This is a genomic window from Primorskyibacter sp. S87 (assembly GCF_049801055.1).
In the GTDB taxonomy this organism is placed as follows: Bacteria; Pseudomonadota; Alphaproteobacteria; order Rhodobacterales; family Rhodobacteraceae; genus JBNAGF01.
The window spans coordinates 66,984-81,785 of record NZ_JBNAGF010000014.1; the positions used below are offsets into that span (position 1 = coordinate 66,984).

Annotated in this window: 15 protein-coding genes; 9 read left to right on the plus strand and 6 right to left on the minus strand. The window is 57.5% G+C overall.

The window, feature by feature from the left end; all coding sequences use genetic code 11:
• Window positions 1-24 precede the first annotated feature (24 nt).
• Entirely contained in the window at window positions 25-462 is a 438-nt protein-coding gene (locus ACP15U_RS19430; RefSeq protein WP_425046679.1) for a MarR family winged helix-turn-helix transcriptional regulator, read from the minus strand.
• A 71-nt stretch (window positions 463-533) separates the two neighbouring features.
• Between ACP15U_RS19430 and hmgA the strand changes: the two genes are divergently transcribed.
• The 8 genes from hmgA (at window position 534) to ACP15U_RS19470 (ending at window position 7,905) form a co-directional block, all read left to right on the plus strand.
• Window positions 534-1,886 carry a homogentisate 1,2-dioxygenase gene (gene hmgA, locus ACP15U_RS19435; RefSeq protein WP_425046680.1) on the plus strand — a complete coding sequence of 451 codons (1,353 nt, stop codon included), beginning with the start codon at window positions 534-536 and terminating at the stop codon, window positions 1,884-1,886.
• Between the two features lie 78 nt (window positions 1,887-1,964).
• Window positions 1,965-3,221: a fumarylacetoacetase gene (gene fahA / locus ACP15U_RS19440; protein ID WP_425046681.1), complete on the plus strand. Its 1,257-nt coding sequence runs from the start codon at window positions 1,965-1,967 to the stop codon at window positions 3,219-3,221.
• Window positions 3,222-3,305: 84 nt separating this feature from the next.
• Complete coding sequence (locus ACP15U_RS19445) at window positions 3,306-4,256, plus strand: MBL fold metallo-hydrolase (RefSeq protein ID WP_425046682.1); 951 nt, start codon at window positions 3,306-3,308, stop codon at window positions 4,254-4,256.
• 150 nt (window positions 4,257-4,406) lie between these two features.
• Window positions 4,407-6,017: an FAD-dependent oxidoreductase gene (locus tag ACP15U_RS19450; protein WP_425046683.1), complete on the plus strand. Its 1,611-nt coding sequence runs from the start codon at window positions 4,407-4,409 to the stop codon at window positions 6,015-6,017.
• A gap of 5 nt (window positions 6,018-6,022) precedes the next feature.
• A complete protein-coding gene (locus ACP15U_RS19455; RefSeq protein WP_425046684.1) occupies window positions 6,023-6,220 on the plus strand; it encodes a DUF2783 domain-containing protein in 198 nt (65 codons plus the stop codon).
• Between the two features lie 4 nt (window positions 6,221-6,224).
• Window positions 6,225-6,767: a VOC family protein gene (locus tag ACP15U_RS19460; protein WP_425046685.1), complete on the plus strand. Its 543-nt coding sequence runs from the start codon at window positions 6,225-6,227 to the stop codon at window positions 6,765-6,767.
• A 67-nt stretch (window positions 6,768-6,834) separates the two neighbouring features.
• Window positions 6,835-7,473 carry a maleylacetoacetate isomerase gene (maiA, locus tag ACP15U_RS19465; protein WP_425046686.1) on the plus strand — a complete coding sequence of 213 codons (639 nt, stop codon included), beginning with the start codon at window positions 6,835-6,837 and terminating at the stop codon, window positions 7,471-7,473.
• 102 nt (window positions 7,474-7,575) lie between these two features.
• Entirely contained in the window at window positions 7,576-7,905 is a 330-nt protein-coding gene (locus ACP15U_RS19470) for a DOPA 4,5-dioxygenase family protein (RefSeq protein WP_425046687.1), read from the plus strand.
• Window positions 7,906-7,973: 68 nt separating this feature from the next.
• Here ACP15U_RS19470 and ACP15U_RS19475 read toward each other — a convergent pair whose 3' ends face one another.
• The 3 genes from ACP15U_RS19475 to ACP15U_RS19485 form a co-directional block, all read right to left on the minus strand.
• Window positions 7,974-9,251, minus strand: coding sequence for an ABC transporter permease (locus ACP15U_RS19475; RefSeq protein ID WP_425046688.1), 1,278 nt, complete (start codon window positions 9,249-9,251; stop codon window positions 7,974-7,976).
• Window positions 9,248-10,054 carry a taurine ABC transporter ATP-binding protein gene (locus tag ACP15U_RS19480; RefSeq protein ID WP_425046689.1) on the minus strand — a complete coding sequence of 269 codons (807 nt, stop codon included), beginning with the start codon at window positions 10,052-10,054 and terminating at the stop codon, window positions 9,248-9,250. The genes ACP15U_RS19475 and ACP15U_RS19480 overlap by 4 nt, the downstream gene beginning before the upstream one ends.
• Before the next feature lie 127 nt (window positions 10,055-10,181).
• Window positions 10,182-11,180 (minus strand): ABC transporter substrate-binding protein, encoded by a 999-nt coding sequence (locus tag ACP15U_RS19485; protein ID WP_425046690.1) that lies wholly within the window; start codon window positions 11,178-11,180, stop codon window positions 10,182-10,184.
• Between the two features lie 636 nt (window positions 11,181-11,816).
• Here ACP15U_RS19485 and ACP15U_RS19490 point away from each other — a divergent pair.
• A complete protein-coding gene (locus tag ACP15U_RS19490) occupies window positions 11,817-13,217 on the plus strand; it encodes an aspartate aminotransferase family protein (protein WP_425046691.1) in 1,401 nt (466 codons plus the stop codon).
• A 205-nt stretch (window positions 13,218-13,422) separates the two neighbouring features.
• Here ACP15U_RS19490 and ACP15U_RS19495 read toward each other — a convergent pair whose 3' ends face one another.
• Window positions 13,423-14,454, minus strand: a complete 1,032-nt coding sequence (locus ACP15U_RS19495) for a permease (RefSeq protein WP_425046692.1) — start codon at window positions 14,452-14,454, stop codon at window positions 13,423-13,425.
• Window positions 14,447-14,770 carry an ArsR/SmtB family transcription factor gene (locus tag ACP15U_RS19500; protein WP_425046693.1) on the minus strand — a complete coding sequence of 108 codons (324 nt, stop codon included), beginning with the start codon at window positions 14,768-14,770 and terminating at the stop codon, window positions 14,447-14,449. The genes ACP15U_RS19495 and ACP15U_RS19500 overlap by 8 nt, the downstream gene beginning before the upstream one ends.
• Between the last annotated feature and the right edge of the window lie 32 nt (window positions 14,771-14,802).

Here is a 14,802-nt window from a genome sequence, read left to right on the forward strand (position 1 = left end):
GCGACTAGGTTTTTGCCAGTGGCATCACTCTAATCCTGCCAGACGGCGCAACATCATACGCAACAATGCTGCTTCTCCCGTCGTGAAGTGAGCTGCCAACCGGTTGTCGTACTGTTCGGCAATACCCCGCAATTCGTTGTAAGCCGCACGACCAGCCTGCGTCAGAGCCAGTCGCTCCACGCGACGATCATTCTCGTCGCGCTCACGGGTCAGGTACCGGCGTTCTTCCAGCTTTTGCACCGCACGCGAAATCTTGGTTTTGTGGATCTTGGCGCGCGTGCCAATTTCCTTGGCGGTCATCTCTCCGAAAATGCCCAGATGAAACAGCACCCGCCATTCCGTCCGCAGCATTCCATACCGATTCTTATAGACCCGCTGGAATTCCAGCGAGCTTTCCTCAGCCGCCTGATTCAACAGGAATGGCAGGAAATTTCGCAGGTCGAAGTCATCTTTCTGGCTCATAAGTCAATCTCCCCTGCTTGTTAGTTACAAAAACAACTATTATTCAGCAACCAGAAACGGAGGAACGCGCGATGAATCGTCCAACCGACCCGCACAAATTCACCCAAGCCAGCAGCGCCACGGGCACAACCGAAGGCTACATGCCCGGATTTGCCAATGACTTCGAAACCGAGGCTCTGCCGGGTGCCCTGCCGCAAGGAATGAATAGTCCGCAAAAATGTAACTATGGACTGTATGGTGAACAGCTCTCCGGCACGGCCTTCACCGCGAACCCGCCCGAGCGGACCTGGTGCTATCGAATCCGGCCGTCGGTGAAACACTCACATCGCTATAAAAAGATCGATTTGCCCTACTGGAAATCGGCCCCATGTGTCGATCCGGACGTGATTTCACTCGGCCAGTATCGCTGGGACCCGGTGGAAACGCCGGACGGCCTGACCTGGATCACCGGCATGCACACCATGACCACGGCCGGCGATGTGAATACGCAGGTTGGCATGGCCAGCCATATCTACCTCGTTACCGAATCCATGGTGGATGACTATTTCTTTTCCGCCGACAGCGAATTGCTGATCGTGCCGCAGGAGGGCCGTCTCCGCTTTGCCACGGAACTGGGCATCATCGACCTGGAACCCAAGGAGATCGCGATCATTCCGCGCGGTCTGGTGTATCGGGTCGAAGTTCTCGAAGGCCCCTGCCGCGGGTTCGTCTGCGAGAACTACGGCCAGAAGTTCGAACTGCCCGGCCGTGGTCCGATTGGGGCCAACTGCATGGCCAATCCCCGCGACTTCAAAGCACCCGTTGCCGCCTTTGAAGACCGCGAAACCCCGTCGACCATCACCGTGAAATGGTGCGGACAGTTCCATACGACCGAAATCGGTCACAGCCCGCTCGACGTGGTGGCATGGCATGGCAATTACGCGCCTTACAAATACGACCTGCGTACCTATTGCCCGGTGGGCGCAATCCTGTTCGACCATCCGGACCCGTCGATCTTTACCGTGCTGACCGCGCCGTCGGGCGTGCCCGGCACCGCGAATATCGACTTCGTGCTGTTCCGCGAACGCTGGATGGTTGCCGAAGATACCTTCCGACCGCCGTGGTATCACAAGAACATCATGTCCGAACTTATGGGCAATATTTATGGCCAGTATGATGCCAAGCCGCAGGGCTTTGTCCCCGGCGGCATGAGCCTGCACAACATGATGCTACCACACGGGCCGGACAAGAATGCCTTCGAAGGGGCGTCGAATTCTAATCTCGGGCCGGACAAATTGGAAAACACCATGTCCTTCATGTTTGAAACCCGGTTCCCGCAGCACCTGACAGCCTTTGCCGCGCAAGAGGCGCCCCTGCAGGACGACTATATCGACTGCTGGAGCGATATTGAAAAGAAGTTCGACGGGACACCCGGCAAGAAATAGGGTGCAGGAAATCACTGGATTGTCCTCGAGGGTCACCAGAACCCCCGCACCCCCGACTGACAAGGTTTGGAGACAAGAATGCCGCTTTTGAAATCATGGGTTGCTTCGGCAAACGACGCCAACCACCCTTTTCCACTGAACAATCTGCCTTACGGGGTCTTTTCGACCGACAGCATCGACCCGCATTGCGGTGTGGCCATCGGAGACATGATCCTTGATGTCACCGCCGCCGAGGCAGAGGGCCTCATATCGCTCGCCGATGAACCCCTGTTCGATGTGCCGTTCTGGAACGAACTGATGGAAGAAGGGCCGGCCGTCTGGGCCGCCCTGCGCGACCGGCTGACAGTTTTACTGGCCGAAGGTTCTGCCGAACAGGACAGGGTCGAACCACTACTGGTACCGATGGTCGAGGCTGAACTGCACATGCCTTTCGCGGTCAGCGAATATACCGATTTCTATGCAGGCCGGAACCATGCGTTCAACGTGGGCACCATGTTCCGCGGACCGGAAAACGCGCTGCCGCCGAACTGGCTGCATATCCCGATCGGTTATAACGGCCGCGCCTCCTCGGTGGTGGTCTCCGGCACCGATATCCGCCGCCCCTGGGGTCAGCTGAAAGGACCCAACGACGCCCTGCCCCGCTGGGCGCCCTGCGCGCGGTTCGATATCGAGTTGGAAATGGGTGCGATCGTCGGAACACCCTCGGACGGCCCTATCACGGTTCAGGAAGCCGACGATCACATCTTTGGGTATGTTCTGCTGAACGATTGGTCTGCCCGCGATATCCAGGCCTGGGAATATCAACCGCTGGGGCCATTCCAGGCCAAGGCGACCGCCACCTCGATCTCGCCATGGATTGTGACCAAACCGGCACTGGAACCCTTCCGGACAAACGCTCCGGAACGCGAGTTCGAACTGTTGGATCACATCAAGGACTGCGGCCCGATGCTCTATGACATCGAGCTTGAGGTGACCATGGCGCCCGAGGGCAAGGCACCGACAACAATTGCCCGGACCAACTATAACGAAATGTACTATTCCGCCGCGCAACAGCTGGCGCATCACAGCACCTCCGGGTGCCCGATGAACGCAGGTGACTTGCTTGGCTCCGGCACCATCTCGGGCGCGACCAAGCCCGAGCGCGGCTCTCTGCTGGAACTCAGCTGGGGAGGCAAGGAACCTATCGAGCTCGACAGCGGCGAAACGCGTTCCTTCATCGAGGACGGCGACACTCTGACCCTGAAAGGCGCCGCGAAGGGAGACGGCTATACGATCGGCTTCGGCGATTGTGTCGGTACCGCCCTGCCCGCGCTCAAAGACCCATACGAAAGATGAGACCCTCAATTTCATCTTTTTTCAAATACTCCCGCCGGAGGCGTCCCGACCTCGCAACCGGCGCAACGTCACAAGGATAGACCCATGGCCAAAGCTTTTGCCTCGCAAGGTGACATGACCGAAAAGAAAATCTCGTTTACCGAAGTCGGTGACGGCCTCTTTGCCTTTACCGCCGAGGGCGACCCGAATTCGGGTGTAATCATCGGTGATGACAGTGTCATGATCGTCGAAGCTCAGGCAACGCCACGCCTGGCGAACAAGGTGATCGAATGCGTCCGAAGTGTAACCGACAAACCGATCTCACACGTGGTTTTGACCCACTACCACGCCGTGCGTGTATTGGGGGCTTCGGCCTTCGGCGCACAGCAGATCATCATGTCGGACGCGGCACGCGCCATGGTGGTCGAGCGTGGTCAAGAAGATTGGGACAGCGAGTTCCAGCGGTTCCCGCGACTCTTCGAGGGACATGAGAGCATTCCGGGTCTGACCTGGCCCACGACAACCTTTTCCGACAGCATGACGATCTACCTCGGAAACCGCAGGGTCGATATCCGGCAGATCGGTCGCGCGCATACAGCGGGAGACTCGGTGATCCATGTGCCGGATCAGAATGTGATGTTCACCGGCGATATCGTGGAATATCATTCGGCCTGCTACTGCGGAGACGGCCATTTTGGTGACTGGGGCCAGACCCTCGATAAGATCAGCGCGTACGATGTGGATGCGATTGCTCCGGGTCGTGGTGATGCGCTTGTCGGCAAGGAAATGGTTAACGCCGCAATTGAAAACACCCGCGATTTTGTTGCCTCTACCTATCGTCCCGCCGCCCAGGTCGCCGCGCGAGGAGGCTCTCTCAAAGAGGCGTGGGACGCGGTACGCGCTGAGTGCGATCCGAAATTTGCAGACTACGCCATTTACGAGCACTGCCTGCCGTTCAATGTTGCCCGCGCCTATGACGAGGCACGTGGCATCGACACACCGCGGATCTGGACCGCTCAGCGCGATCTTGAGATGTGGGAGGCGCTTCAGAGCTGAGATCCGAGGCGCTTTTCCGCGGCGGGGCAAACTTGATCCAGATCGTGTTGCCCTGATGGATTGAATGAGAAGATGACTGTAGCCCCCGGCTTGTTGTGCCGGGGAACAAGGAAGGTGCGCCTTGAGCGCGACACTGGGGAGGAAGAGCCCGTGAACAAGATTTTTGAAGTCCCTCTATACGGCTATGAACACAGCCCCGATCAGGACGCATCAACGCCAGCTCGTCACAAAGTGATCGTTGTCGGCGCCGGCCCGATCGGGTTGGCGGCGGCCATAGACCTTGCCCAGCAGGGGATCCAAGTGCTGGTGTTGGATGACAATGACAAAGTCAGCTTCGGTTCACGCGCCGTGTGTTACGCAAAGCGCCCGCTTGAGATCCTTGATCGTCTGGGATGCGGTCAGCCGATGGTGGACAAGGGGGTGGAGTGGAACATCGGAAAAGTGTTCTTCGATGACCGACAGGTCTACGAATTCAACCTGCTCCCCGAAGCGGGTCATCAGCGGCCCGCGTTCATCAATCTGCAACAGTATTATTTCGAAGAATACATGGTGAACCGGGTCCGCGAATTGCAGGCCGAAGGCGCCCCCATTGAAATTCGCGGCCGCAACAAGGTCGAGGCCGTCGGCACCCACGATGACCATGTAAAGGTCGAAGTCGAAACACCCGAAGGGTCCTACACTCTGGAAGCCGATTGGCTCATCGCATGCGACGGCGCCGGATCTCCGGTCCGCGCCATGCTTGGGCTCGACTTTGTCGGCCGCGTCTTTGAAGACAATTTCCTGATCGCAGATGTGATCATGGAGGCGGATTTCCCCACCGAGCGCTGGTTCTGGTTCGACCCGCCCTTCAACAGGGGGCAGTCGGCCCTACTGCACAAGCAGCCTGATGGCGTCTGGCGGATTGATCTGCAATTGGGCTGGGACATTGACAAGGAGCGCGAAAAGCGCCCCGAAAATGTCATCCCGCGCCTGAAGGCGATGCTGGGCGACGACGTGAAATTCGAACTCGAATGGGTCTCGATCTACACGTTCCAGTGCCGCCGCATGGAACAGTTCCGCCAAGGCCGCGTGATCTTTGCCGGGGATGCCGCGCACCAGGTTTCGCCATTTGGCGCCCGTGGAGCCAATTCCGGGCTTCAGGACACAGATAACCTTGTCTGGAAACTCAAGCTTGTTCTCGACGGCAACGCCCCTGAAAGTTTGCTCGACAGCTATGACTATGAGCGGGTCCACGGCGCAGATGAAAATATTCTCAACTCTTCCCGCTCGACCGATTTCATCACCCCAAAATCGGATATGTCCCGCTTGATGCGCGATGCCGTTCTGGACCTGTCGGAACATTATGCATTTGCCCGCCCGCTGGTGAATTCGGGCCGCCTGAGCGTGCCATGCACCTACGATGGCTCACCGCTGAACTCGGCCGACGCGCTTGGCGGACCGCGACGGACTCGTCCCGGCTCGCCCTGCCCGGATGTCCCCATTGCCGACGGGTTCCTGCTGCCGAAACTTGCGGATCGTTTCACCCTTCTTACGATCGATGCCGATGCGCCCGACCTGATCGAGGAAGACGGGGTCGAGGTCACTCGCCTTGCGCTTTCGGTCAAGGACGACCCGACCATGGCGCTCAAGGAACGTTACCTCGGCGACAGCGACAGCGCCGTCTATCTGATCCGCCCGGATCAGCACGTCGCGGCCCGCCGCCCGAGCTTTGACGAAAACCAATTCCGGCACGCGATCCGCCGGGCCACCGGCAAGGAGTAAGGCATATGGCCGATCTGATCCTGACCCCTAATATCGATACACCCGACGATTTCTATGCCGAACTTCTGTCTACCCATGACGGGCTTGAAAAATCGGACAGCGACGCGCTGAACGCCCGCCTGGTTCTGGTTTTGGCCAACCACATCGGAGACCGCGAGGTGCTGAGCCAGGCACTCAAGGCCGCCGCCCTGAAGGAGGAGTAACCCTATGAAACTGGAAAAGATCCACCACGTTGCATATCGCTGCAAGGATGCCAAAGAAACCGTTGAGTGGTACAACAAGATGCTCAACATGGATTTCATTTTGGCGATTGCCGAAGACCATGTCCCGTCGACTCATGAGCCTGATCCCTACATGCACATCTTCATGGATGCGGGCGACGGCAATGTTCTGGCCTTCTTCGAATTGCCTACCAAACCCGAGATGGGTCGTGACCCCAACACTCCGATCTGGGTGCAGCACATTGCCTTCAAGGTGAAGGACCGCGATACGCTCATCGAGTTTAAGGAGCATCTGGAAGCGAACGGTGTCGAAGTGCTTGGCGTCACAGACCATTCGATCTTTCACTCGATCTACTTCTTCGACCCGAATGGCCACCGGGTCGAACTGGCTTGTCCGGACCCCGGCGAAGAAGCCATGCTTGCCAAGCTTAATGAAGTAAAGTGGGACATGCTGGAAGAATGGTCCAAGACCAAGAAGGCGCCCAAACACGCAGACTGGCTGCATGCCAAGGAACTTAGTAACGTCTGACCTGAGCGGACGGAAACAAAGGGCAACTGGCCTGCCGCCGGTTGCCCTTTCATTCAAAGGTGCGGATATGGACGAAACGGTTCTCTATGACTACCGCAGGTCGTCGGCCAGCTACCGGCTGCGGATTGCCCTGAACCTCGCGGGGATCGACTACCGCAAAGTCACCATCGATCTCACCAAGGCCGAACAAAGATCGCCAGCGCACTTGGCCCGGAACCCGCAGGGTCTGGTTCCGGTGCTGGAGATTGACGGGCGTGTTTTCACCCAGTCTCTGGCAATTCTCGACTATCTCGACCAGACGCGAGAACTGGGCCTGTTGCCAAAGGATCCGGCAGCACGGGCGCATGTTCAGGCACTCGCTCAATCGATTGCCGTTGATATTCACCCCGTCTGCAATCTCAGGGTTGCACAACATGCAACCAAACTGAGCGATGGCGCCGAAGGCATGCCCGGGGACTGGATGCGGCACTTCATTCGCCCCGGCCTTCAAGCTTTTGAAACGCTATTGGGGAACTTTGACCAAGCACCCTATTGCACGGGAGACAAACCCGGGCTGGCCGATATCTGTCTGCTCCCTCAGCTCTACAATGCCCACCGCTGGGAGGTCAAAATATCTGACCTGCCGCGTATTCTTGCTGTCGAAGCTGCCTGTGCCGATCACCCGGCATTTACCGCCGCACACCCGGATCTCGAGCAGCAAGCCTGACGCCACCGGCGCAACAACGCACAGAGTCTGTTGGCCTTTGCGGGTTCCACGGCATATCTGAACAACTATGTTCTTGAGCACCCAGGAAACCGGAGAACGCGAATGGACCGAGTGACCGGCTATCATGCCCATGTCTACTTTGACACTCAGACGAGAGCGAAAGCGCTCTCCCTGTGCGAGACAGCTGCTGCCCGTTTTCCGCTAAGGCTTGGTCGCATGCACGACAAAGCCGTCGGACCGCACCCAAAAGGCAGTTGTCAACTAGCGTTCGAGCCGGGACAATTCTCTAAAATCGTGCCTTGGTTGATGCTTGAGCGCGCCGGGTTGACGATACTGGTTCACCCCGAGACAGGAGATCATCTGGCCGACCACAGCGATCACGCAATGTGGCTGGGAGCATCCGAAAACCTGAAACTGGAAATTTTTAAGTAATCAAATCCTGAAACGAAAGAGGGGCGGCCCAAAGACCGCCCCGTCTGTTTCTTGTCAGCAAAGGCTGCTTATCCCCGGCCTTTCCAAGGCACCAGCATCCGCTCCGCCCAGCGCATCAGTATGTCGATGCCAAATCCGATGACGCCGATCATGATGATACCCATGATAACGATATCGGTATTCTGGAACTTGGCAGCAGTCATGATCATCATGCCGGCACCCTTTTCAGCCGCGACCAGCTCTGCGGCCACAACGGTGCCCCAACAGACCCCCATTGCCACCCGGGCTCCGGTAAAGATTTCCGGCAACGAGTTCGGCACGATCACGTAACGCATTATCTGCCGCTTGTTGGCACCTAACGAGTATGCGGCGTGAACTTTTGAGATCTTGACCCCGGACACACCGGACCGAGCCGCGATTGCCATGATCCAAAGCGCCGCAAGGAACAGAAGGATGATCTTGCCGGCTTCGCCGATACCCGCCCAGATGATGACCAGAGGGATCAGAGCCAATGGAGGCACCGGACGCATGAATTCGACGATCGGGTCGAACCATCCACGGAACCAGTCCGACAGACCCATTGCGTATCCAAGTGGAATTCCGACGAGCGCCCCAAGGAAAAAGCCGACGATTACGCGCATTAGAGAATATCCGATATGTTCCCAGAGCGTGGATCCCCGGAAACCCTGCGAGGCAATCTCGACGAAACGCTTGGCGACATCTTCCGGCGGCGGAAGCCAGATCGCTTCCATCTGCCAGCCTTTTGCAGGCTCGAAGTTCAGCGTGCCCTTCGGTGACATCCCGACCCGACCGAACTCTGTCTGGACACTTTCACCGGGGGCGATTGGCCGGCCGTTTACTTCGGTCACTGTTGCGCCGGCATCGCGGCCCAGTTCGTCATTCTTGTCGACCCGGATCAACCCGGACCGCCATGCGCCGATCGCCGCGCTGTCATTTTTTGCCCAGCCGTCGCCGGGATCCACTTCGGGCGCATCAACTTTCTGATCGACCGGGTGAACCAGAACTGTGACTGTTGCGGTATCCTTTTGACCGTCGGGGGTTTCGGCCGTGTATTCAAACGACGCCTCACCGATGAACGGGCCGGGCATATGCAGGAATTTCGGCAACAGAACCGAACCCGTGAACATGCCCCATAGGACAAAGATCGTAATCACCGAAATGATACTGGCCCAGCGATCGGACGTGACTGCGCTCTCGTCACCAAAGGTAACGGTCTTGAGCGAATTGAAGCCGGTTATCGTTGAGTGTCGGACAATGTAGTGAACGACCAGATAAGAGGCGATGAAGATACCGATATAGATCAGGAAGGGAACGAAACTGCTCATGACGCTTCCTCCGTGCGGCCCATGATTTCTTCTTCCATATCCCAGATCATGCCAAGAATCTCTTCGCGCCTGACATTGAATTCCGGGTGCTTTTTGACTTCGCGCAGATCCTCACCAACGCCAAGATCGGCAAAGGGAAGACGATATTCCTTGTGGATACGGCCCGGGCGCGGAGCCATGACCAGAAGGCGCTCGCCCAACAACAGGGCCTCTTCGACCGAGTGCGTGATCAGGATGATCGTCTTGCCGGTTTCTTTCCACAACTTGAGGACCAGCGACTGCATCTTTTCGCGGGTCAGAGCATCCAGAGCGCCAAGCGGTTCGTCCATCAGGATGACATCCGGGTCATTTGCAAGGCAACGGGCCAGCGCAACACGCTGCTGCATGCCGCCGGAAAGCTCATAAACCGCCTTTTCCTTGAAGTCCTGCAAGCCGACAACTTCCAACAGGTGATCGACGATCTGTTTCTTTTCGGCCTTTGCCATCCCCTTCATCGAAGGTCCAAACCCCACGTTCTCACGAACACTCATCCACTCGAACAACGCGCCCTGCTGGAAAACCATGCCGCGTTCTGCGTCAGGACCGGTCACCGTATGACCGTTCATGACAAGCTTGCCCTCGGTGGGCGCCAGAAAACCTGCCACGATGTTCAGCAAAGTGGTTTTGCCGCAGCCTGACGGGCCCAGCACACTCATCAACTCCCCCTCCTTGAGATGGAGCGATACATCTTTCAGTGCCTGTACCGACGTGCCATTCGGCAGATCGAAACGCATCGAAAGATTTTCTATTGAAAGTCCCGACATCGGTCCCTTTCCGGTTTGATACACCCCTCCTGCGCGCGGGCGAGCCGGCTTGTATTGCGGAGAGATTGGGCGAGAGGATGCTTGCGGCGGGCGACGTTTGCCGCCCGCCTATCAGTCGGTTAGTCAGTTACATGCCCTTGGCAGAGGTCAGCGGTGCGGCGTTCACTGCGTTCTCATAGCTGTCCAGTGCGGCATCGATGCTGCCAGCCTGAACAAACACGTCAGCAACGCCTTTCATGAACTCCTGAGCACCACCGCCCAGCCACTTGTCTGAAAGCTGGTCACCCACGCCCGGGAACACGAATGTGCCGATCGTGGCTTCGGTATCGGCTTCGTCCATACCGGAATCCTTGGCGATCACCGGCAGCATTTCCGCAGTGTGATCACCGCTGTTCCACTTGGCGTTTGCATCCGCGGTTACCTTGAGGAACTTGGCCAGAACGTCGCCCTGTTCCGCGGCGAACGAAGCCGGAACCGAAGTCACGTCAAAGACGAGGATGCCCAGTTCTTCCTTTTCCGCACCGGTCAGCAACACATTGCCGTGCTCTCTCATGCGACGCAGAGCACCGCCCCAGCCGCACGCCATGTCGACCGAGCCTTGGCTAAGAGCAGCGGCGCCTTCTGCGGGTGCCATGTCGACGACTTCGAGCGAACCAAGATCAACACCGAAATGACTCATCTGCTTGAGGAAGCCATAATGCGCAGCAGTTCCTAGCGGAACGGCAACTTTCTTGCCGGCAAGTTCGCCAGCGCTCGACTTGTCAATCTCTAGATCGGCGCGAACAACGCAGTTGTCATTGTCTGAATAGCTGACGGCCACATCGACGATCTGAAGGTCCTGACCGGCACTTGCCGCGACCACGAAAGGAGGTACGCCCTGGCTGACGGCGATCTGGACATCACCCGATGCCATTGCCGCGCTCATCGCGGTGCCGGTGTCGAAGCTCACCCAGTTCACTTTCATGCCAAGCGCTTCGTCATATTCACCGTTCACTTTGGCGTACTGGAACGGCATCGGCCATTCGAGGAAATAGGCAACCGTGATTTCATCTTGTGCAGCGGCCCCTTGAGCCGCCATCAGGGCTGCAACCCCGGCCACAATGCCCTTGATGCGAGTTTTCATCATATTTAGCTCCCAGTTGGTTGATTTCTGATCGCCCGGTTTTTTTAGGCTGATCCATGTGTTTCACCGCCCATTTTGGGCAGGTTCGTCTGCGCAAAGAAGAAGGCATCGACGTTTTCGTCGGCCCACTTGTTCAGGCTGCAATGTCACAACGGGTCAGCGCAACTGTTTTCGGCGCGCCCGGTGTCTGATTTCATCCTCCCGTGCAGGTTTGTTGACTGTCCCGTCAAAGACTGACGATTTGAACGCCCCGGATGATACATCCAGTTTTCCGCCAAATTTAAGTCCAGCCTGATTGGATTTGGAAGGCAGGCTGGCGCTGCCTTTTCCAAGGAGCCACGCCCTACTGTGTATGGATGCGATACCGAGTTGACCAAACTGCGCTCTGAGATCCCCAGAAATCCGAGAACGCCGCCGCGTACCGAACCCGTCGGCAAAATTGCTCTTAGGCGGCCCGCAAGGCAGCAACCGACTGGTCACATTCCAACTTGAGACATGCCGCACAAAAGCTGGCGCTAAATGACGACAAAATCTGGCGCTACTCCAGATCGACATTTCCAGATGTTCTGTTCGCAATTCACCGGTCGTACTGCGACCGGATTCCTGAAACGGTTAGTCGAGACTTTGAAAGGACACGCCATGGACGGCACGTTCAACGAGAATGATATGAGCCGCATTGTCGAAGCGGACCGGGCGCATATCTGGCATCACCTGATTCAGCACAAACCCTTCGAGGCAAATGATCCGCGCATCATTGTGGAAGGCAAAGGCATGCGCGTTTGGGACCAAAAGGGCAAAGAGCATCTTGATGCCGTTTCTGGCGGTGTCTGGACCGTGAACGTCGGCTATGGTCGCGAGAGCATCTGCAAGGCGGTTTATGACCAGCTGATGAAGCTGTGCTATTTCGCTCAGACCGCTGGATCGATCCCGGGCGCAATCTTTGCCGAAAAGCTGACCGAAAAGATGCCGGGCATGAGCCGGGTATACTATACAAACTCGGGTTCCGAGGCCAATGAAAAGGCCTTTAAGATGGTTCGCCAGATCGCCCACAAGAAATACGGCGGCAAAAAGACTAAGATCCTGTATCGCGACCGCGACTATCACGGCTCCACTCTGGCGGCGATGTCCGCTGGTGGACAAGATGAGCGCAACGCACAATATGGCCCGTTTGCACCCGATTTCGTTCGTGTTCCCCACTGCATGGAGTATCGCAAGCACGAATTGGGGCTTGAGCATCTGTCCGGCGAAGCCTTTGGTCAGGCCGCTGCAGACGCAATCGAAGAGGTCATCCTGCGGGAAGGTCCGGACACAGTGGGTGCACTTTGCCTTGAGCCCGTGACTGCGGGTGGCGGAGTCATCGAAGCACCGGCAGGTTACTGGGAACGGGTTCAGGAGATCTGCAAGAAATACGAAGTGCTTCTGCACATCGACGAAGTCGTTTGCGGCGTGGGCCGCACCGGCACCTGGTTTGGATACCAGCAGTACGGCGTCAAGCCTGACTTCGTGACCATGGCAAAAGGTGTCGCATCGGGTTATGCGGCCATCGCCTGCATGGTGACAACAGAGGAAGTCTTTGAGTTGTTCAAAGACGATGCCGAGGATCCGATGAACTATTTCCGCGATATCTCAACCTTTGGCGGGTGCACCGCCGGTCCGGCTGCCGCGATCGAGAACATGCGAATCATCGAAGATGAAAACCTGCTGCAGAACTGCACGGATATGGGCGCACGGATGTTGGACAACCTTCGCGCGCTACAGGAAAAGCACAAGGTCATCGGAGATGTTCGCGGCAAAGGTCTGTTCCTCGGAGCCGAGCTTGTTGCAGATCGTGACAGCAAGGAGCCGGTGAACGAGAAACTCGTTCAGGCCGTCGCAGCAGACTGTATGAATCAGGGCGTGATCATCGGCGTGACCAACCGTTCGATTCCGGGCCGGAACAACTCGCTATGCTTCTCGCCAGCCTTGATTGCAACGGCCGACGATATCGACCAGATCACTGACGCGGTCGACGGCGCATTGGGTCGCGTCTTCAGCGCCTGACGCGGTTGCGTTGGTTGAAACACTGACACAGGTCGGCGCCCCGGTTGGGACGCCGGCCTTGTCGTTCGCGGAAAGGCTGTCCCAAAGACACCATAAAAAAATCGGCCCCCACACTCCGGTAATCCGGAGGGTGGAGGCCGGAAGAGCTCCGTTTCGGGAGCCCTTTGGCGGGTCGTCTTCCATCCCAGTCAGACCCGCCGGTGTCTCAGATTATCTGGAACAAAAGCCCTGCGAGAATGGCACCGCTTACCCCAAGCCCCAGATAGACCGCAAAAACACGCGGCTTTACTAGCGACCATACAGCCGCCATAGCGGGAATTGAACTGACCGAACCAGCGATCATAAACGCCATCGCCGCGCCGGAACTCATTCCCTGTTCCATCAGACCCGCCAGCAGAGGCGGTGCGACGTATGAGTTCAGATAAGCCGGCATCCCTACAAAGGCCGCCGTGGCAATCGGAACGATCCCTTCTCCGCCAACAACAGTCGCGATCAGGTCCGCTGGAACGTATTGTATCAACAATGCCTCCAGAACATAAGCCAAAGCCAGCCATTTCAGCAAAAACAATCCATTGCTCACAAATTCCGAGCGAAACTGCGCGCGACGTTCCGGCTCGGTCCAGAAACGCCATTTGGGTTTTCCATCCAGCTTGGGTGCGCAGCCGCAGCAACCGGCCGGCTTGTATTGCCTCAGCGGAGAGGCAAACGCCCCGTGACCCATAAGGGCTTTCACAATGAAACCTCCGAACAGACCAAGCCCGACGGCCGCGACAGCCTTGCCGATAGCAAACGGCCAGCCCAAGGCACCGGCGGTGATCAGCAGCGTGGGCGGGTCGATCAGAGGCGAGCTTAGCCAAAAGGCCATGACCGCCGACAAGGGTGCGCCCAGAGCCAGCAGACCGGCAATGAAAGGGATGACTTCGCACGAACAGAAAGGCGCCAGTCCACCAAAGAGGGCAGCGAGAAATATCATCCGTGTCTCCCGCCCTTCGAATGCGCGGGCGACCATGACCTCGGCTCCGGTAGCCTTGAGATATGACAGCAGCAAAACTGCAAACAGGATGTATTGCCCGGTATGCGCCAGAGCACGGGCTGCAAACTCGATCGTAGAGCCGAGGTTGCCCGGATCGAGCACTGCAACTGCAACAAGTATCCCTGCGATTACCGCCCAAGGCGTTTTCAGGGCGTCCGCGGCAAAGTTCCTGAACCGGCCCGGATCCTGAGTTACGTCAGCCATCGTTCGCTGCCTTCCGTTTTACACTGTCCCCGACATCGGCACAGCATTCACCGAGGATAAAGTCGGCAAGGTCACGCAGATTGTCATAGCTCGCCCGGTTCAGGGTGCTGCGCCCAACCTTTTCCTGTTTGACCACGCCACCGGCCGCAAGAAACTTGAGATGATGGGCAAGTGTCGAAGGCGCAATCCCAGTGCGCTCCTGAATTTCGCCCACGGTAAGTCCGTCGTCACCGGCCCGAACCAGAATCTTCAACACACGAAGCCGTGCTTCGGATCCCATTGCGGAAAATCCGGAAGCCGCTATTTCCCAGTCCATGCCAAGCCCCTCAAAACTACTAAACTAGATTT